We start from the raw sequence: 18,955 nt of genomic DNA on the forward strand, positions 1-18,955 counted from the left end.
GGATGCGTAGGACTCCGTACGATGGGGCAGACCGGGCGATCGCGGCGGCTGTAGCCGTCCAGATGCCGAAATCCGACATCAGAAGGCGGTATGGAGACGAATTCCCACGCACCACGGCTGTCACCCGGTTTCGACGAGCTCGACCTGCGCCTGCTGTCGGCGCTGGAGGTGGACGGCCGGGCGCCGTTCAGCCGGATTGCGGCGGTGCTCGGCGTCTCCGACCAGACCGTCGCCCGCCGCTACCGCCGGCTGTGCGCCGAGGGCGGGCTGCGGATCGTGGTGATGCGGGACGCGGGCCGGCTCGGCAGCGACCAGTGGATGCTGCGGGTGCGCTGCGCGCCGGACAGTGCCCCGGCCATCGGGGACGCGCTGGCGAAGCGGCCCGACACCAGCTGGGTCGGGCTCGTTTCGGGCGGCACCGAGGTCCTGTGCCTGACTCGCCCGCGCACCTCCGGCGACCACGACGACCTGCTCCTCGGCAAACTCCCGCGCACCCCCAGCGTGGTGGAGATCCGGGCCCATCAGTTGCTGCACCGCTTCTACGGCGGCGCGCAGGGCTGGATCAGCAAGTTCGGGGCACTGACCGCCGAGGAGAGAGACGCCCTGCGCCCCCGGGTCGAGCCTGCGGCCGGGCCCGCCCGTCTCACCGCGGAGGACGAGCCGCTGCTGGCCGCGCTGGAGCGGGACGGCCGGGCGACCTACCCCGAACTGCAGCGCGCCACCGGCCTGTCCGAGTCCGCGGTCAAGCGTCGCCTCGCGGCACTGTTCGCCTCGGAGGCCGTGTACGTCGACTCGGAGAGCGACCCGGAGGTGGTCGGCCACCCGGTGGCCGCGATGCTGTGGATCACCGCCGCCCCGGCCGCCCTGCACTCCGTCGGCGAGGCCCTCGCCGGCCACCCCCAGATCGCCCACGCCTCCGCGGCGACGGGCCCCTGCAACATCATCGCGACCGCGCTGGCCGAGAGCACCGCCGGCCTGTACGCCTACCTCAGCGGCCCGCTGGGCCAACTGGAAGGCGTCCAGCACGTGGAGACGACCATCTTCATGCGCCGTATAAAACAGCTCACCTACCCGCTCCCGGCTCGCTGACCAGGCCCCGAGCAGGTCGGGCGCATATCGCTGCGGTTCGGCAGCGCCCCGAAGGGGCGCGGGGCCGTATCCGTCTGCGGCTCCGCCGGGCGGGCGCGACCAGCCATGACGGCGCCCCGGTCGAACGACGGCATGTCGCGGCACGTCCCGCGGAGCGGTCAGCGCCGGTGCAGCCGGTCCCCGCCCGCCAGGATCGTCGCCGCCAGTGCGTCCGCCGCGCTCTGGGCCGAGGTACGGCGGGTGCCGTGTACCAGGACGAAGTCGACGCGGCCGAGTTCGGGCAGGCCGAAGCGGTCGGGGAGGCGGACCAGGCCCGGCGGGATCAGGCCGCGGGAGTGCGCCATGACGCCGAGGCCGGCCCGGGCCGCCGCGATCAGGGCGCTCAGGCTGCCGCTCGTGCAGGCGATGCGCCACGGCCGGCCCTGCCGCTCCAGGGACTCGAAGGCGAGCGCACGGGTGATGCCCGGCGGCGGGAACACGATCAGCGGCACGGGCCGGTCCGCGTCCAGGCGCAACCGCTCCGCGCCGATCCACACCAGTTCGTCGTGCCAGACCAGCTCGCCCCGCGGATCCTCCGGCCGCCGCTTGGCCAGTACCAGGTCCAGCTTCCCGGCCGCCAGCTGTTCGTGCAGCGTGCCCGACAGCTCGACCGTCAGCTCCAGGTCCACCTCGGGATGGTCGTAGCGGAAGCCCTCCAGGATCTCCGGCAGCCGGGTCAGCACGAAGTCCTCCGAGGCGCCGAAGCGCAGCCGGCCGCGCAGCCGCGTACCCGTGAAGAACGCCGACGCCTGCTCCTGCACCTCAAGGATCCGCCGCGCGAACCCGAGCATCGCCTCACCGTCCTCCGTCAGCTCCACGGAGTGGGTGTCCCGGGAGAACAGCTGCCGCCCGGTGGCGTCCTCCAGGCGTCGCACGTGCTGGCTGACGGTGGACTGGCGCAGCCCCAGCCGCCGCGCGGCCTGCGTGAAGCTCAACGTCTGGGCCACCGCCAGGAAGGTACGCAGGTGGGAGGGGTCGTACATGGGACAACGGTAGCTGCTCATCACGTTTCGCGATGACAGTCAGAGCGGTATGACGGATTCCCGATCGGCCGTCGGGGGAGGACGATGAGCGGGGGCCCTCCGGCCCCGGACAGACACCGGGCAGATCCCGGACCGCCGACAGCAACAAGCAAGTGGAGCACCGTGAAACGCCTGCAATGGCCGACTTGGATGCCGATCGACCCGTACATCCTGCTGCTGCTCGGAACGGTGGGCCTCGCGGCCCTCCTCCCGGCGCGCGGAGCCGCGGCCGACGTGGCCTCCGGTGCCTCCACGGCCGCGATCGCCTTCCTCTTCTTCCTCTACGGCGCACGGCTGTCCACCCGTGAGGCACTGGACGGACTCAAGCACTGGCGGCTCCACGTCACGGTCCTGGCCTGCACGTTCGTCGTCTTCCCGGTGCTTGGCCTGGCCGCCCGCGGCCTCGTCCCGGTCTTCCTCACCCAGCCGCTCTACCAGGGGCTGCTCTTCCTCACCCTCGTCCCCTCCACCATCCAGTCGTCGATAGCCTTCACGTCGATCGCCCGCGGCAACGTGCCCGCCGCGATCTGCGCGGGCTCCTTCTCCTCGCTCGTCGGCATCGTCGTCACACCGCTGCTCGCCGCCGCCGTGCTGGGCAGCAGCGCCGGAGGGTTCTCGGCGGACTCGCTCGTCCAGATCGTGCTGCAGTTGCTGGTGCCGTTCCTCGCCGGGCAGGTGCTGCGTCGCTGGATCGGTGGCTTCGTCGCCCGGCACAAGAAGGTCCTCGGCCTGGTCGACCGCGGCTCCATCCTGCTGGTCGTCTACACCGCGTTCAGCGAGGGCATGGTCCAGGGCATCTGGCACCAGGTGAGCCCGCTCCGGCTGGGCGGCCTGCTGGTCGTGGAGGCCGTTCTGCTCGCCGTGATGCTCGCCCTGACCTGGTACGGCGCCAAGGCGCTCCGCTTCGACCGCGGGGACCGGATCGCCATCCAGTTCGCGGGCTCCAAGAAGTCCCTCGCCTCCGGACTGCCCATGGCGAGCGTGCTGTTCGGCGCCCACGCCTCGCTGGCCGTGCTGCCGCTGATGCTCTTCCACCAGATGCAGCTGATGGTCTGCGCGGTGATCGCCAAGCGCCGCTCGAAGGACCCCGTGGAGGAAGCCGGCGAGGTCACCGTGCCCGCGCCACCCGCACCGTCACGAACCGCGGTCGGTACAGGGTCACGTTCGCGTTGATGCTCGCCGAAGCACCGCTCGTCTCCAGCCAGTTGACGTCGTAGCTCAGCACCAGCCGCCCGTCGCCGCTCAGCTCGGGATGCACCTGCGGGTTGTACGCGGCGACCCCGGCCGTCGGCAGCGAAGGGCTGAAGTTCCTCGTCGGACCGTGCCACGGCCCGACGGGGGAGCACGCCCAGTACGAGGTCACGGTGGTCAGCCCCGCCGTCCCCGCGGCCATCGTGAACAGCACATACGTGCCTTCCACCCGCACCACCGAGAACGCGCTGCCCACCTTCGCCCCGCTCACCGGCCGCGGCCGCAGACCCCAACCCGAACCGTCCCAGTACCGCCAGGCCGCCGCGTCGCCGAGCCGTCCCTCGGGCACCCGCGCCACATACGCCGACGAGGCCGGCCGGGAGACGGCCCGCCCGTCGTCCCCGCCGAAGACGTACGTCCAACCGCCCTTCTCGGCCAGCGTCGTACCGAACAGGATCCGCCGCGAGGGGTCGGGCACCAGGCTCTGGTCCAGCACCTTCACCACCGACTCGACCCGCAGACCGGGCAGGGAGAGCGTGGCGACCTCGGTCGCGGTGGGCACCCCGTAGATCCACGGCGACTGCCCGGCCGCCCGCACCCACAGCAGCACCCGGACGACCTGCTCGGAGGAACCGGGGGAGCGCGGCTCGACCCGGGCCGCGACCGGCCAGCGCCACTGGTTCTGGGCCGGATCGGGGAAGAGCGGGGTGGGGAGCGTGCTCTCCGGACGGCCCCTGCCGTCCATCACCACGGCCGAGTTGCGCACCAGCGGGGCCGCGGTGTCCCGCCACGGGTACGACTCGCCCACCGGGTTGGGCGGGCGGTGCACCTGGCCGAGATAGGTGTCCGAGAACAGCCACAGGACCCGCCCGTCCGGCAGCCGCACCGAGTGGGTGCCGTCACCGCCGGTCCAGTCGTCGGTACGGGTCGCGTCGTCGCCGTACCGGGCGAACTCACCGGTGAGACGGTCGTCGGCCGACCACGAGGCGACCGTGTGCGGTGTACAGGCGCCGCCCTCCCGTCGACCGTGGTCCGGGAGGACGGTGAGCAGCACGGCCCCGAGAACCAGGGCCAGCAGCAGGCCGAGGCCGGTTCCCGTTCGCTGTCGTGCTCGTACGTCGGCGGGCACCCACGGGACGTTAGTGGCTGTTGCTCACATGGTCCATGGGCAGCCACAGGACGGTGCCCTTCGAGGACACCTCCCGGGCGGCGAGTGCCTCGTCGCTCAGCGCCCGGTCCCACACATGGACGTCGTCGATCGAGCCGGTGAAGAAGGCCCGGCTGTCCATGCGCTGCCCGATGTGCACACCGAACGGCGAGTTGCCGCTGACCGAACCGGGCACATCGGCGGTGCTGAGCTCCGTACCGTCGATGAACAGCGTCAACTGTCCTCCCCCAGGCTCGGCTTCGCTCGCGTGGGAGGTACCCCCATCGCGCCGCAGCGCCAGATGGTGCCACTGCCCGTCGTTGTGGGCCCTGGTAGTACGTACGGACGCCGACTGCGGGGCCGCCGCGCCGTCGCGCACGGTGATCAGGCACTGGATGCGGCTGCTCGCGGGCTCCGCGCGCAGCCAGACCTGGAGCTGCTGGTACCGGTCCCACCCATCCACCACAGGGGCTGCTCACCGGTCGTGGCCGTGTAGCGGAACCACAGCGACGCCGTGAAGCCCTGTTTCGGTGTGCAAGCGCAGATTTCAGGGGCGCAGCACCACCTTGCCCAGATTGCGCCTCGACTCGATCACCGCGTGCGCCTTCGCCGCGTCCTCCAGCGCGAACTCCCCGTGCACGGCAGGCCTCAGCGCGCCCTCCGTGAACAGTCGCCACAGCTCCTGGCGCCGGCGCTCGTACAGTTCCGGCTTCCCACGGGCGATCCGCGCCATCTGGAAGCCGATCACGGACTTGGCGCCGACGAGCAGGTCGTACGCCTGGATCGTCCCGCCGCCCGAGCTGTACGCCACCAGTCGACCACCCGGAGCGAGCGCGGCCACGGCAGGGGCGAGCAGTTCGCCGCCGACGGCGTCCAACGCGTAGTCGACGGGATCTCCCCAGCTGTCGTCGCCGTACGTGACGACTTCGTGTGCGCCGAGGGAGCGCACGAAGTGTGCCTTCCCTGCATCGGACACGGCGCCCACCACCCGGGTCGCGCCCCGCACCTTCGCCAACTGCACGGCCAGGTGGCCGACTCCGCTCGCGGCGGCCGTGACCAGCGCCGTCTCGCCGGGTTCGGGGTGCGCGGCTTCCAGGGCGCCGAGGGCGACGAGACCGCTGCGGACGAGGGTGACCGCGTCGACCGCAGAGGCACCGTCCGGGACGGGGGAGGCCATGGCTTCGTGCAGGAGTGCGAAGTCGGCGTATCCGTGTCCGAAGCACAGCCCCGTCACGCGCTCACCGACGCGGAACCGGGTGACTGCGTCGCCGACGGCCACGACCTCGCCCGCTGTCTCACCGCCCAGCGGGATCGGCTCGGCGGCCTCGGTGACCTTGCGGACGACGGGGAGCGTGACGCCCACCGCCTCGCAGCGGACGAGGAGTTCGCCGGGACCGGGCTCGGGGACCGGGGCCTCCTCCAGAAGCAACGGGCCACCGGTGGACTCGTAGCGGACGCGGCGCATCACACCTCCATGGGTCGTCGGGGATCCCGGCGGGTTCACGAGATTCGTTGGGAGTCCCAACGATAGTCCGAGACTCGTTGGGAAGTCCAACGGCTTTTCGCTAGGCTGGCCGCATGCCCGAAGCTCCCCTCGCCGCGATCCGCTCCCTCCCCAGCTGGCTGCTCGGTCGTGCCGCCGCGCGCGGACGCGCTCTGGTGACCGAGGCGCTGGCCGCCGAGGGGCTGAAGATGTGGCACCACGTGGTGCTCTCCGCCGTCCGCGACCTCGGCCCCGTCGCCCAGGCCGACCTCGGGCGCAGTGTGCAGCTCGACCCCAAGGACCTGGTCGGTGTCCTCAACGACCTGCAGCGCGAGGGCCTCGTCGTACGCGAACCGGACCCCAGGGACCGGCGCAAGAACGCGGTGTCGGTCACCGGGCAGGGTGCGCGGCTGCTGAAGCGCTGCGAGCGCGCGGCGCGCACGGCCAACGACGAGCTGCTCGCGCCGCTCTCGGCGGCCGAACGCGACCAGTTCATGAGCCTGTTGATCCGGATTTCCGGCACGGAGAGCTGACGGCGGATAACGTTCCGTCATGGCCGTATCCCTCGCACTCGATCCCGCGCGCAGCGCCCTGGTCCTCGTCGATCTGATGGACCGGATCGTCGCGCTGCCCCTGGAGCCCCGCAAGGGCACCGAAGTCCTGTCCGCCGCCGAGGAGTTGGCGACCGCGTTCCGCTCGGCGGGCGCGACCGTGGTCCTCGTCCGGGTCGAACGCCCCGGCGTCGCCGAACAGCCGCCCGGCAGCGGGCTGGTGGCCGGTCTGGCCCGGGACGGCGACCTGGAGGTGGTGAAGCGGACCATCGGAGGCTTCCAGGGCACGGGACTGGACGACCTCCTGCGCGGCCGCGGCGTCAACACGCTCGTCTTCGGCGGTATCGCCACCAACCTCGGCGTCGAGTCCACCGCCCGCGCCGCCGGAGACCTCGGCTATGACCTGGTCTTCGTCGAGGACGCGATGGCCGCGCTCACGGCCGCCGAGCATGACGCGTCGGTGCGGCTGGACTTCCCGCGGCTGGGGACCGTGGTGACCACGGCCGAGGTGCGGTTCGTGGCGGGCTGATCCCGCAGGGCGGCGGGAGCAGCTGAGGCGGGGCCCCTGCGGCGCAGGGGGCGCTCCCCGCCGGCCGGGGCCCCGCCGCCGTGTCGCGGAGAGCCGGTCACCCCTGGGCGGCCGCGGTCCGCAGAGCGATGCGGTTCTCGCCCGCGTACACGTTCATGGAGCTGCCCCGCAGGAAGCCCACGAGGGTCAGGCCCGTCTCCGCCGCCAGGTCGACGGCGAGCGACGAGGGCGCCGAGACCGCCGCCAGGACCGGGATCCCGGCCATGACCGCCTTCTGCGCCAGCTCGAAGGAGGCGCGGCCGGAGACCAGCAGGATCGTGCGGGACAGCGGCAGGTCGCCGTTCTGCAGGGCGCGGCCCACCAGCTTGTCGACCGCGTTGTGCCGGCCCACGTCCTCCCGTATGTCCAGCAGCTCGCCGTCCTCGGTGAACAGGGCCGCCGCGTGCAGGCCCCCGGTCCGGTCGAAGACCCGCTGGGCCGCCCGGAGCCGGTCGGGGAGGCTCGCGAGCAGTTCGGGGTCTACCCGGACCGGGGGAGTGTCGGCGATCGGCCAGCGGGCCGTCGTACGCACCGCGTCCAGGCTCGCCTTGCCGCACAGGCCGCAGGACGAGGTGGTGTACACGTTCCGCTCCAGGGTGATGTCGGGGATCTTCACGCCCGGCGCGGTCCGCACGTCCACCACGTTGTACGTGTTCGAGCCGTCGACCGTGGCTCCCGCGCAGTACACGATGTTCTGCAGATCGTCCTGCTCGGCGAGCACGCCCTCGCTGACCAGGAAGCCAGCGGCCAGCGCGAAGTCGTCACCCGGGGTGCGCATGGTGATCGCGAGCGGCTTGCCGTTCAGCCGGATCTCCAGCGGTTCCTCGGCGACGAGCGTGTCCGGGCGGGAGGAGATCACCCCGTCGCGGATGCGGATCACCTTGCGTCGTTCCGTGACTCGTCCCATGTCGTGTCTCAGTCCCGGTTCTGTACGTGCTGGTAGCCGAAGCGGCCCTTGATGCAGAGGTTGCCGTGGGTCACCGGGTTGTCGTGCGGTGAGGTGACCTTCACGATTTCATTGTCCTGCACGTGGAGAGTGAGGCTGCAGCCCACTCCGCAGTACGCGCACACCGTCGTCGTCTCCGTCTGAGCAGACTCGTCCCAGGTACCCGCCGCGCGCATGTCGAACTCCGACCTGAACGACAGTGCCCCCGTCGGGCACACCTCGACGCAGTTCCCGCAGTACACGCATGCCGAGTCGGTGAGCGGCGCGTCGTGCTCGACGGCGATCCGGGCGTCGAAGCCGCGGCCGGAGACCGAGATCGCGAAGGTGTTCTGCCACTGGTCGCCGCAGGCGTCCACGCACTTGTAGCAGAGGATGCACTTGTCGTAGTCGCGCACGTACAGTGCGTTGTCGACCTTGGGTTCCTCGTCGAGGCGGGCCGCGTCCGGGCCGAAGCGGTCCGGCTTCGCCTCGTACGCCTTGATCCATTCAGCGACTTGTGGAGTCGTCGACAAGTCCACCGAGGAGGCGAGGAGTTCAAGGACGATCTTGCGGCTGTGGCGGGCCCGCTCGCTGTCCGTCCTGACCTCCATGCCGGGTTCGGCCCTGCGGGAGCAGGCCGGGACCAGGGTCCTGGATCCCTCCACCTCGACCACACAGACCCGGCAGGCGTTCTTGGGGCGCAGCGTGTCGCCCTCGCACAGGGTCGGCACGTCCTTCCCGGCCGCCCGGCAGGCGTCGAGGACCGTCGAGCCCTCGGGAGCGCGCACCGGCTCCCCGTCGATCGTGAACTCCAGCAGCCGGCGCGGGATCCCCAGCGGTGTCACGGTCATTCGTACGCCCCCAGACGGTCTATGGCGGATTCCACTGCGTTCCACGCGGTCTGTCCCAGGCCGCAGATCGAGGCGTCCCGCATGGCGCGGCCGACCTCTCTGAGCAGGGCGATGTCGTCGGCGGCCGCCGCGCCCGTGCGTTCCACGATCCGGTGCAGCGCCTCCTCCTGGCGCACGGTCCCCACCCGGCACGGCACGCACTGGCCGCACGACTCGTCGCGGAAGAACTCGGCGATGCGCAGCAGCAGCCGCGGCAGCGGGACGGTGTCGTCGAAGGCCATGACGACGCCCGAGCCGAGCGTCGTGCCCGCCTCGCGGGTGCCTTCGAAGGTGAGCGGGATGTCCCGTTCGTCCGGCCGTACGAAGCCGCCCGCCGCGCCGCCGAGGAGAACCCCGCGCAGCCGGTCCCGTACGCCGGCCATGTCCAGCAGCTCGCCGAGCGTGGCGCCGAACGGCAGCTCGTAGATGCCCGGCCGGTCCACGCTGCCCGAGACGCAGAACAGCTTCGGCCCGGTGGACCTCCCGGTGCCGATCGCCGCGTAGGCCTGGGCGCCCATGGTCAGGATCGGCAGGACGTTGACCAGCGTCTCGACGTTGTTCTCGACCGTGGGCTTGCCGAACAGGCCCTTCTCCACCGGGAAGGGCGGCTTCGAGCGCGGCTCGCCGCGGTGGCCCTCGATCGAGTTGAACAGGGCCGTCTCCTCGCCGCAGATGTAGGCGCCCGCACCGCGCCGGATCTCGATGTCGAAGGCGTAGCCCTGGCCGAGGACGTCGTCGCCGAGGAAGCCACGCGCGCGTGCCTGCGTGATCGCGTGCTCCAGGCGGCGCAGGGCCCGCGGGTACTCGCCGCGCAGATAGAGATAGCCCTGGTGCGCGCCGGTCGCGTACCCGGCGATGGTCATCGCCTCGACCAGCGCGTACGGGTCGCCTTCCATGAGCACGCGGTCCTTGAAGGTGCCCGGCTCGGATTCGTCGGCGTTGCAGACGAGGTAGTGGGGGTGGTCGGGCTGCGACGCCGTGGCCTGCCATTTGCGGCCGGTGGGGAAGGCGGCGCCGCCCCGCCCGACCAGGCCGGAGTCGGTGACCTCGCGGATGACACCCGCGGGGCCCAGCGCGAAGGCCCGGCGCAGGGCGGTGTAGCCGCCGTGCGCGCGGTAGTCGTCGAGACTCTCCGGGTCCGCCACGCCGACCCGCCGAAGCAGGACCAGTCCGTCCTGTCCCGCCTGAGGGACCGCCATCGCCGCCGGCGGTTCCTCCGGCGCCGAGTCGGGTGCGCTCGCGGCGAGTACGGCCGCCTCGACCGTCGCCGGCGCCGACACGGCCGTACGCACCGGCTCCCCCGCCTTGATCGCGAGGGCCGCCGGCGCCCGCTCGCACAGGCCCAGGCAGGGGCTGCGCTCGACACTCGCCCCGCTGCCCGGGCCCAGCCGCGCCTCGATCCGGGCGCAGAGCCCGGAGGCTCCGGCCGCCGCGCACGCGAGGTCGGTGCAGACGTGCAGCACGGTGGCCGGGCGCGGCTTCACCGAGAACATGGCGTAGAAGGTGGCGACGCCGTACGCCTCCGCCGGCGGTACGGTCAGCCGCCGGCACAGGTGGTCGAGGGCGCCTTCGCTGATCCAGCCGACCCGGTCGTTGATCGCGTGCAGCCCGGGCAACAGCAGATCGCGCCGCTCCCGGGCCTCGCGGCCGCCGCGGGCCCACCTCAGGTCGGCGTCGGAACGGTCCGCGCCCTCCCAGGAGGACTCGGGAGGGCCCAGCAGGGCGTCCACCGCGGCCCGTTCGTCGTCCGTCGGCTTGCTGTCGCCGAAGTGCAGATCCACCAGGTCACCTCACGATGGTCGCGACGGGGAGCTTCTCGATCCGGATCGCCGACGCCTTGAACTCCGCCGTTCCCGCGATCGGGCAGTTCGCCTCGATCGTCAGCTGGTTGGTGTCCACCTCGTCGGGAAAGTGCATGGTCATGAAGGCGAGACCGGGCCGCAGCGCCGTGTCCACCCACACCGGAGCGACCACGGAACCCCGCCGCGAGGACACCTGGACCTCCTCGCCGACCACGACCCCGTACCGCTCGGCGTCCTCCGGGCACAGCTCGATGTACTCGCCCCGGCGGAGCGGGGAGGCGTAACCACCGCTCTGCACACCGGTGTTGTAGGAGTCCAGCCGCCTTCCGGTCGTCAGCCGGATCGGGTACTCCTCGTCGGTGAGGTCCACGGGCGGATCGTGCTGGACGATCCCGAAGGGCGCCGGCATTCCGCGCCCGGCCGGGTCCTTCTCCCACAGCCGGCCGTGCAGATAGGTCGGTTCGAGCTCGTCGGTGCTCGGGCACGGCCACTGGATGCCCTGGTGCTCCTCCAGGCGTTCGTACGTCATCCCGTAGTGGTCCGGAGAGACCGAGCGCAGCTCGTTCCATACGGTCTCGGCGTCGGCGTACTTCCAGTCGTGGCCGAGGCGTGCCGCCAGTTCGCAGATGATGTCGATGTCCTCGCGCGCCTCGCCCGGCGGGGTGACCGCCCGGCGCACGCGCTGGACCCGCCGCTCGCTGTTGGTGGTGGTGCCGTCGGTCTCCGCCCAGCCGGCGGTGGCAGGCAGGATCACGTCCGCCAGCTCGGCCGTCCTGGTGAGGAAGATGTCCTGCACGACCAGGAAGTCCAGCTGCTTCATGCGCCGTACGGCCTGCTCGCTGTCGGCCTCCGACTGCGCCGGGTTCTCGCCGATGCAGTAGACGGCCCTCAGGGAGCCCTCCTCCATCGCCTCGAACATCTCCGTCAGGTTCAGCCCGTAGTGCGGCTGGATGACGGTGTCCCAGGCCGACTCGAACTTCAGCCGGGAGTCGGGGTCGAGGATGTCCTGGAAGCCGGGGAGGCGGTTGGGGATGGCGCCCATGTCGCCGCCGCCCTGCACGTTGTTCTGGCCGCGCAGCGGCTGCAGCCCGGCGCCGTACCGGCCGACCTGGCCGGTCAGCAGGGAGAGGTTGATCAGCGCGCGGACGTTGTCGGTGCCGTTGTGGTGCTCGGTGATGCCGAGGGTCCAGCACAGCTGGGCGCGCTCGGCGCGGGCGTAGGCGTGCGCCAACTCCCGGATTGCACGCGCCGGGACGCCCGTGACCTTCTCCGCGAGCGACAGCGTCCACGGCTCGACGAGTGCCTTGTACTCCTCGAAGCCGGTCGTCGCCCGCTCGATGAACGCCTCGTTCGCCAGGCCCGCGTGGATGATCTCGCGTCCGATGGCGTGCGCCATCGGGATGTCGGTGCCGACGTTGAGGCCGAGCCAGCTCTCCGCCCACTCGGCGGTCGACGTGCGGCGCGGGTCGACCGCGTACATCCGGGCGCCGTTCCTGATCCCCCTCAGCACGTGCTGGAAGAAGATCGGGTGCGCGAAGCGGGCGTTGGAGCCCCACATCACGATGACGTCGGTGTGCTCGATCTCCTCGTACGAGGAGGTGCCGCCGCCGGAGCCGAAGGCCGCGCTCAGGCCGGCGACGCTCGGGGCGTGACATGTGCGGTTGCAGGAGTCGACGTTGTTGGTGCCCATGACGACCCGCGCGAACTTCTGCGCCACGTAGTTCATCTCGTTGGTCGCGCGGGCGCAGGAGAACATGCCGAACGCGCCGCGGTTGCGTTCCAGGCCGCGGGCCGCGCGGTCCAGGGCCTCCTCCCAGCTCGCCTGCCGGAACGGCTCGTTGCGGGAGTCGCGGAGCAGCGGGTGGGTGAGCCGGGTGTAGGTCTTCGGGGTCCGGTCGCGTTTCCTCATACGAGACTCCTCATGCGGCGCTCCTCAGCGCGAGCAGGTCCGAGATGGCGTGCACGGTGCGCAGGGTGGGCACCTCCACGCCGGTGATCTCCGCCAACTCGACGACGGCCGCGAGGAGTACGTCGAGTTCGAGCGGCTTGCCGCGCTCCAGGTCCTGGAGCGTGGAGGTGCGGTGGTCGCCGACGCGTTCGGCGCCGGCGAGGCGGCGTTCGATGGAGACGCCGACCTCGCAGCCGAGGGCCTCGGCGACGGCCAGGGTCTCGGCCATCATGGTCTCGATGACCTTGCGGGTGCCGCCGTGCAGACACATCTGCCGCATGGTGGCGCGGGCCAGCGCGCTGATCGGGTTGAAGGAGATGTTGCCGAGCAGCTTCAGCCAGATGTCGTTGCGCAGGTCCGGCTCGACCGGGCACTTCAGGCCACCGGCGACCATGGCCTCGCTGAAGTCCAGACAGCGCCTGGACACGCTGCGGTCCGGCTCGCCGACGGAGAACCGGGTGCCTTCCAAGTGCCGTACGACACCGGGTCCTTCGAGTTCGGTGGCCGCGTAGACGACACACCCGATGGCCCGTTCGGGCGCGAGCACCGCACTGACCGCGCCGTCCGGGTCCACGCTCTCGACGCGGTGGCCGTCGTGGGGGCCGCCGTGCCGGTGGAAGTACCACCAGGGGATGCCGTTCTGGGCGGCGATCACCGCCGTGGTGTCGTGCAGAAGGGGCTCGATCAGCGGCCCGCACGCCGCGTACGAGTTGGCCTTCAGACCCAGGAGGACGAAGTCGACCGGGCCGATCTCGGCCGGGTCCTCGGTGGCGTGGGCGTACGCGGTGAAGTCGCCGCGCGGGCTGAGCACCCGTACTCCGTGCTGCCTCATGGCCGCCAAGTGCGGTCCACGGGCGACGAGATGCACATCGGCACCGGCGCGATGGAGCGCGGCACCGACGTAGGCGCCGATCGCACCGGCGCCGAGGACTGCGACTTTCATGACGAGGGAGCTCCGTTCGGTCGAGGGATACCGCGGAGATGACCTGTCGAACTCTGTCGACTGAATATTGTCTACAGTATGGGGATGGCGCCAGCAAGGGTTCGCGCAGGATCGGAAAACCGGTCGGTCCGACCGTTCGGCGCGTCCCGCATACCGCTCATCGCATACGGTCGACGCGTCGCCTTCTCAACTCCCTTGCTGTTCCCTTACGTTCGGGATCATGAGTCCCCCTGTCGCACCGGCCGGCTGGAGCCGCTGGCTGGTTCCCCCCGCCGCTCTCTCCGTCCATCTCTCCATCGGCCAGGCCTACGCCTGGAGCGTGTTCAAGCCGCCGCTGGAGTCCTCGCTCGGCCTCAGCGGAACCCAGAGCGCGCTGCCCTTCCAGCTCGCCATCGTCATGCTCGGCCTGTCCGCCGCGTTCGGCGGCACGCTGGTGGAGCGCAACGGGCCGCGCTGGGCGATGACCGTTGCCCTGGTCTGCTTCTCGTCCGGCTTCCTGATCTCCGCGCTGGGCGCGGCCACCGAGCAGTACTGGCTGATCGTCCTCGGCTACGGCTTCGTCGGCGGCATCGGTCTCGGTATCGGCTACATCTCGCCCGTCTCCACGCTGATCAAGTGGTTCCCGGACCGGCCAGGCATGGCCACCGGCATCGCCATCATGGGCTTCGGCGGCGGCGCGCTCATCGCCTCGCCGTGGTCCACGCAGATGCTGCAGTCGTTCGGCACCGACAGCTCGGGGATCGCGCTCGCCTTCCTCGTGCACGGGCTGTCGTACGCCGTCTTCATGGCGCTGGGCGTGCTGCTGGTGCGGGTGCCGCGCGGCGAGAACCGCGAAGGCACAGCGGGCGCCCCGAGTGCCTTCCAGGGGCCGCAGGTCTCCGCCAACACGGCCGTCCGCACTCCGCAGTTCTGGTGTCTGTGGGTCGTGCTCTGCATGAACGTGACCGCGGGCATCGGCATCCTGGAGAAGGCCGCTCCGATGATCCAGGACTTCTTCAAGAACACGTCGACGCCCGTCTCCGTCTCGGCCTCGGCCGGTTTCGTGGCGCTGCTGTCCGCCGCCAACATGGCGGGCCGCATCGGCTGGTCGTCCACCTCCGACCTGCTCGGGCGCAAGAACATCTACCGCGTCTATCTGGGCTTCGGTGCCGTGATGTACGCGCTGATCGCCCTGTTCGGTGACTCCTCGAAGCCGCTGTTCGTCCTGTGCGCGATGGTGATCCTGTCCTTCTACGGCGGCGGGTTCGCGACCGTTCCGGCCTACCTGAAGGATCTCTTCGGGACGTACCAGGTCGGCGCCATCCACGGGCGGCTGCTCACCGCCTGGTCCACGGCCGGCGTCCTCGGACCGCTGATCGTGAACTGGATCGCCGACCACCAGAAGGCGGCCGGCAAGAGCGGCGCCTCCCTGTACGAGCTCTCCTTCATCATCATGATCGGCCTGCTCGTCGTCGGCTTCGTCGCCAACGAACTCGTCCGGCCCGTCAACGCCCGCCACCACATCCCCGCCCCCAGGGAGGAGACCGTCGATGTCGAACGACAGCAGCCAGAGTCCGCCTGACCGGCGCCCGCTGATCGCCTTCGCCTGGCTGTGGGTGGGGGCACCGCTCGCCTACGGGCTGTACGAGCTCGTACAGAAGGCGACCAAGCTGTTCACCGGGTGACTGATCGGTAGGTGTTCGGGCGTCCCCTCTTCCCTCCCCGCGGGCTGACAGAAGCCGACAACACGGGCGCCCGAATCCTGTCGTCTTGGCTGCCGCCGTACCCGTGAGTCACTGATCAGACTGGTGGATCCCGCTACCCAAGGCAACGAGGGGGACCACCCAATGAACGGCTCGCGCATCGCCGCCGTCGGCCACTACCAGCCCGCCAAGGTACTCACCAACGAGGACCTGGCGGGCCTGGTCGACACCAGTGACGAGTGGATCACGTCCCGGGTGGGCATCCGCACACGCCACATCGCCGGGCCCGACGAGCCGGTCGACGAGCTGGCCGCCCACGCCGCGGCCAAGGCGCTCGCGGCGGCGGGCCTCGCGCCCGGCGACATCGACCTGGTCCTGGTCGCCACGTCCACCGCCGTCGACCGCTCGCCCAACATGGCCGCCCGGGTCGCCGCCCGGCTCGGCATCCCCTCGCCCGCCGCGATGGACGTCAACGTCGTGTGCGCCGGGTTCACCCACGCCCTGGCCACCGCAGACCACGCGGTCCGGGCGGGGGCCTCGACCCGGGCGCTGGTCATCGGCGCCGACAAGATGTCCGACGTGACCGACTGGAGCGACCGCACCACCTGTGTGCTGGTCGGCGACGGGGCCGGGGCCGCCGTCGTCGAGGCCTCGGACGAACCCGGCATCGGGCCCGTGCTGTGGGGCTCCGTGCCCGAAATGGGGCACGCGGTACGGATCGAGGGCACTCCCGCGCGGTTCGCGCAGGAGGGGCAGAGCGTCTACCGCTGGGCGACCACCCAGCTGCCGCCCATCGCCCGCAAGGCCTGCGAGCGCGCCGGACTCGCCCCCGAGGACCTCGCCGGAGTCGTGCTGCACCAGGCGAACCTGCGCATCATCGAGCCGCTGGCCCTGAAACTGGGTGCCGTCAACGCGGTCGTCGCGCGCGATGTCGCCGAGTCCGGGAACACCTCGGCGGCGAGCATCCCGCTCGCCTTCTCCAAGCTCGTCGAACAGGGCGCCATTTCCACCGGGGACCCGGTGCTGCTGTTCGGCTTCGGCGGGAACCTGTCGTACGCCGGACAGGTGGTCCACTGCCCGTGACCTGCGGGTACGGCCCGATGTGACGCACTCGACCCGCGGTACCACTGGCCAGTGTGCGCCGTAGACTGTAGACGAAAGACAATCCATACTGGCTTTTCGGATGCAGTTGCTCCGCGCTGCTCAGAAGGGGGACCGACCGATGTTGTCGACAGGACTGCCGCAGGGCGCGGTACCCAAGCTCGAACGGCCCGGCCCGCTCCGCGACCGCGTCTACGAGGCGCTCCTCGAACTCATCACCACGCGTGCCCTGCAGCCCGGCCAGCACCTCGTCGAAAGTGAACTCGCAGGCCACCTCGGTGTGTCGCGTCAGCCGGTGCGGGAGGCGCTGCAGCGGCTGAACACCGAGGGGTGGGTCGATCTGCGGCCCGCCCAGGGCGCGTTCGTTCACGAGCCCACAGAGGAGGAGGCCGACCAGCTCCTCACCGTGCGCACGCTGCTGGAGGCCGAGGCGGCCCGGCTCGCCGCCGCCAACGCGGGCAGCGCCGGCATCGCGGTGCTCGAAGAACTGTGCTCGGAGGGCGAGAAGGCCGTCGCCGCGGACGACGTGGACGGCGCGGTCACGATGAACGCCCGCTTCCACACGAAGATCATGGAGCTGGCGGGCAACGCGGTCCTCGCCGAACTCGCGGCCCAGGTCGACCGCCGGGTGCGCTGGTACTACACACCGATCGCCCGGCAGCGCGGGCAGCAGTCCTGGATCGAGCACCGGGAGCTGATCGCAGCGATCTCCGACCGGGACGAGCAGCGGGCAACGCAGCTGATGCGGGAACACACGGAGCACACCCGGCGGTCGTACCACGACCGGGCCAAGTCGTAGGACCTCACCGGCGGAAGGCCTGCCGTGCTGCGGGTGCTGGAGGGCACGGGTAGATGCGCGACCTTCTTCGTCCTGTCATTGGATGCTCTCGAACGCCGGTGGAGTTCACCGCCGAGAGGCGATCAACCCGCCTGCCCTCAGGGGCGCTTGAGGCATGGGCGCAGACCCGGCGAGTGCATGCTCGCGGCCCATGCGGCCGAGCTCTTCGCCGCGATGGCTGAGGACATCGGCTCGATGCACCAGGCGTCTGCTCTGCGGCCTGCTGCCTCATCGCACTGACCTGCCTCCTGCCGACGGGGCCGTTCAGCCTGAGGAGGCCCTTCCCGCAACCGGGGGAGGGCCTCCTCACGCGCGCGTGCCGCCAACCGTCAACCAGCGGGCTGCGGTTGCGGAGTCAGCGCATCCGAACTGCTGTGCCCCGGCTGCCGCAGCAGCAGGGCGATCGCCGCCGCGACCATCGAGACGCCGCCGGCCAGCGCGTACGCCCCGTTGTACCCCCAGGCCGAGACCACCATGGAGCCGAGGCCGCCGCCGAACAGGCCGCTGACCAGCTTTCCGCTGTACACCAGCCCGTAGTTGGTGGCGTTGAAGTTCTCCCCGAAGTAGTCCGGGGTGAGTGCCGCGAACATCGGGTAGAACGCGCCGCCGCCGAACCCGGAGAGGAAGGCGAAGAACAGGAAGAGCCACTCGCTCTTCATCTCACCCGCAAGGATCACACCGAACTGGGCCAGCCCCAGGACGACGATGACGAACACCAGGGTCGACTTGCGGCCCCACTTGTCGGACAGCCAGCCCACCACACCGCGGCCGATGCCGTTGATGACCGCCATGACACCCATGGAGGACGCCGCCACCAGGGGTCCGAAGCCGACGTCCTTGGCGTAGTCGACCTGGAAGGAGATCCCGAAGATCGACACACCGGCGGTCATCACTATGGAGATCCACATCAGGGGCAGCATGCCCGTCCTGATGGCCTCCTTGGGCGTGTACTGCTTCGCCGCGGGCGGGTTCTTGGCGAGGCTCTCTGCGCTCTTCTGGGCCCCGGAGAAGGTCAGCGGGTCGATGTCCGCGGGCCACCAGTTCTTCGGCGGGTCCTTGAAGAAGAACGCACACCCGAACACCACGATCATGATGTAGCAGCCGATCAGGTCCAGCACGCGGTGGTAGTTCCCGGTGTCGAAGGCGTAGTTGAAGATGAAGATGAACGGCAGCGACCCGTAGGCGAAGCCGCCGTTGACGAAGCCGGTGCGAGCGCCGCGGCGCTCCGGGAACCACTTGCCGACCATGTTGATGCAGGTCGCGTAGACCAGGCCGGCACCGAGCCCGCCGATGACACCGAAGCCCAGGATCGCCAGCCACACGTTGCTCAGGTGCGACAGGGCGAGGAATCCGACCAGACACATCCCGGAGCCGATGTACATGGCCTTGCGGGCCGTCAGGATGCCCTTCTCGCGCATCCAGCCCGCCGGGAAGGCGATGCCGGCCTGGAAGAAGACCCAGACGCTGAGGATCCAGAAGGTGTTGGACTGCGTCCAGCCGTGCGCATGGGACAGCGTGTCCTCCGCGGAGCCGTACGCGTATTCGAAGACGCTGATGGCCATCATGGCCACCCATGGCAGGTACACCATGAGTTTGCGGGAGTGTCCGAGGATGTCCCGGTCGGTCTCGCCGACGCGGTAGACGCGGCCGCGCGAGTCGGTCACTTCACGGTAGGGACGGTGTGCGGCGTCGGGGTCTGCCGACGAACTGCCGGCTGCGATGGGGTCCGCGGTCAT

Annotated in this window: 17 protein-coding genes and 1 pseudogene; 8 read left to right on the top strand and 10 right to left on the bottom strand. The window is 70.7% G+C overall.

The genetic code is table 11. The annotated features are described in order from the left end of the window. The first annotated feature begins 90 nt into the window (after positions 1–90). Positions 91–1,089, top strand: a complete 999-nt coding sequence (locus tag LJ657_RS26995) for an Lrp/AsnC family transcriptional regulator (RefSeq protein ID WP_232651342.1) — start codon at positions 91–93, stop codon at positions 1,087–1,089. 158 nt (positions 1,090–1,247) lie between these two features. Here the strand turns inward: LJ657_RS26995 and LJ657_RS27000 are convergent, their stop codons facing one another. Further along, entirely contained in the window at positions 1,248–2,111 is an 864-nt protein-coding gene (locus tag LJ657_RS27000; RefSeq protein WP_232651343.1) for a LysR substrate-binding domain-containing protein, read from the bottom strand. Between the two features lie 189 nt (positions 2,112–2,300). On the opposite strand from LJ657_RS27000, the gene LJ657_RS27005 reads away from it, so the two are divergent. Beyond that, on the top strand, positions 2,301–3,323 hold the full coding sequence (locus tag LJ657_RS27005; protein WP_232651386.1) for a bile acid:sodium symporter family protein: 1,023 nt from the start codon (positions 2,301–2,303) through the stop codon (positions 3,321–3,323). On the opposite strand, the gene LJ657_RS27010 is transcribed toward LJ657_RS27005, so the two are convergent. The 3 genes and pseudogenes from LJ657_RS27010 to LJ657_RS27020 form a co-directional block, all read right to left on the bottom strand. Continuing rightward, positions 3,259–4,470 carry a DUF5005 domain-containing protein gene (locus LJ657_RS27010; RefSeq protein ID WP_232651344.1) on the bottom strand — a complete coding sequence of 404 codons (1,212 nt, stop codon included), beginning with the start codon at positions 4,468–4,470 and terminating at the stop codon, positions 3,259–3,261. The two genes, LJ657_RS27005 and LJ657_RS27010, sit on opposite strands and share 65 nt — an antisense overlap. A gap of 10 nt (positions 4,471–4,480) precedes the next feature. Continuing rightward, a pseudogene (locus tag LJ657_RS27015) lies at positions 4,481–5,007 on the bottom strand (LamG-like jellyroll fold domain-containing protein); the annotation flags it as partial. Positions 5,008–5,035: 28 nt separating this feature from the next. Then, on the bottom strand, positions 5,036–5,953 hold the full coding sequence (locus LJ657_RS27020; RefSeq protein ID WP_232651345.1) for a quinone oxidoreductase family protein: 918 nt from the start codon (positions 5,951–5,953) through the stop codon (positions 5,036–5,038). Positions 5,954–6,066: 113 nt separating this feature from the next. Here LJ657_RS27020 and LJ657_RS27025 point away from each other — a divergent pair, with 113 nt between their 5' ends. Together LJ657_RS27025 and LJ657_RS27030 are read left to right on the top strand one after the other, a co-directional pair. Continuing rightward, on the top strand, positions 6,067–6,504 hold the full coding sequence (locus LJ657_RS27025) for a MarR family winged helix-turn-helix transcriptional regulator (RefSeq protein WP_232651346.1): 438 nt from the start codon (positions 6,067–6,069) through the stop codon (positions 6,502–6,504). Between the two features lie 19 nt (positions 6,505–6,523). After that, positions 6,524–7,051: an isochorismatase family protein gene (locus LJ657_RS27030; RefSeq protein ID WP_232651347.1), complete on the top strand. Its 528-nt coding sequence runs from the start codon at positions 6,524–6,526 to the stop codon at positions 7,049–7,051. A gap of 97 nt (positions 7,052–7,148) precedes the next feature. Here LJ657_RS27030 and fdhD read toward each other — a convergent pair whose 3' ends face one another. From fdhD to LJ657_RS27055, 5 genes are read right to left on the bottom strand one after another with little or no spacing between them, the layout of a single operon-like run. Next, positions 7,149–7,997, bottom strand: a complete 849-nt coding sequence (fdhD, locus tag LJ657_RS27035) for a formate dehydrogenase accessory sulfurtransferase FdhD (protein ID WP_232651348.1) — start codon at positions 7,995–7,997, stop codon at positions 7,149–7,151. Between the two features lie 8 nt (positions 7,998–8,005). Further along, the gene (locus LJ657_RS27040; protein ID WP_232651349.1) at positions 8,006–8,866 is read right to left on the bottom strand and encodes a 2Fe-2S iron-sulfur cluster-binding protein; all 861 of its coding nucleotides are present in this window, start codon (positions 8,864–8,866) and stop codon (positions 8,006–8,008) included. Then, positions 8,863–10,686 (bottom strand): NADH-ubiquinone oxidoreductase-F iron-sulfur binding region domain-containing protein, encoded by a 1,824-nt coding sequence (locus tag LJ657_RS27045; protein WP_232651350.1) that lies wholly within the window; start codon positions 10,684–10,686, stop codon positions 8,863–8,865. The genes LJ657_RS27040 and LJ657_RS27045 overlap by 4 nt, the downstream gene beginning before the upstream one ends. Before the next feature lie 4 nt (positions 10,687–10,690). Continuing rightward, positions 10,691–12,616, bottom strand: coding sequence for a molybdopterin oxidoreductase family protein (locus LJ657_RS27050; RefSeq protein WP_232651351.1), 1,926 nt, complete (start codon positions 12,614–12,616; stop codon positions 10,691–10,693). 10 nt (positions 12,617–12,626) lie between these two features. Continuing rightward, entirely contained in the window at positions 12,627–13,598 is a 972-nt protein-coding gene (locus tag LJ657_RS27055; RefSeq protein WP_232651352.1) for a 2-dehydropantoate 2-reductase, read from the bottom strand. Between the two features lie 220 nt (positions 13,599–13,818). Here LJ657_RS27055 and LJ657_RS27060 point away from each other — a divergent pair, with 220 nt between their 5' ends. The 4 genes from LJ657_RS27060 (at position 13,819) to LJ657_RS27070 (ending at position 17,180) form a co-directional block, all read left to right on the top strand. Next, positions 13,819–15,159: an OFA family MFS transporter gene (locus LJ657_RS27060; protein ID WP_232651353.1), complete on the top strand. Its 1,341-nt coding sequence runs from the start codon at positions 13,819–13,821 to the stop codon at positions 15,157–15,159. Next, the gene (locus tag LJ657_RS48245) at positions 15,128–15,262 is read left to right on the top strand and encodes an MFS transporter small subunit (RefSeq protein ID WP_260844764.1); all 135 of its coding nucleotides are present in this window, start codon (positions 15,128–15,130) and stop codon (positions 15,260–15,262) included. Before LJ657_RS27060 ends, LJ657_RS48245 begins: the two co-directional genes overlap by 32 nt. Before the next feature lie 162 nt (positions 15,263–15,424). After that, positions 15,425–16,363, top strand: coding sequence for a beta-ketoacyl-ACP synthase III (locus tag LJ657_RS27065; RefSeq protein WP_232651354.1), 939 nt, complete (start codon positions 15,425–15,427; stop codon positions 16,361–16,363). Positions 16,364–16,502: 139 nt separating this feature from the next. Next, positions 16,503–17,180 carry a GntR family transcriptional regulator gene (locus LJ657_RS27070; protein WP_232651355.1) on the top strand — a complete coding sequence of 226 codons (678 nt, stop codon included), beginning with the start codon at positions 16,503–16,505 and terminating at the stop codon, positions 17,178–17,180. Between the two features lie 368 nt (positions 17,181–17,548). On the opposite strand, the gene LJ657_RS27075 is transcribed toward LJ657_RS27070, so the two are convergent. Further along, positions 17,549–18,955, bottom strand: a complete 1,407-nt coding sequence (locus tag LJ657_RS27075; protein ID WP_232651356.1) for an OFA family MFS transporter — start codon at positions 18,953–18,955, stop codon at positions 17,549–17,551.

This window comes from Streptomyces guryensis (assembly GCF_021261325.1).
In the GTDB taxonomy this organism is placed as follows: Bacteria; Actinomycetota; Actinomycetes; order Streptomycetales; family Streptomycetaceae; genus Streptomyces; species Streptomyces guryensis.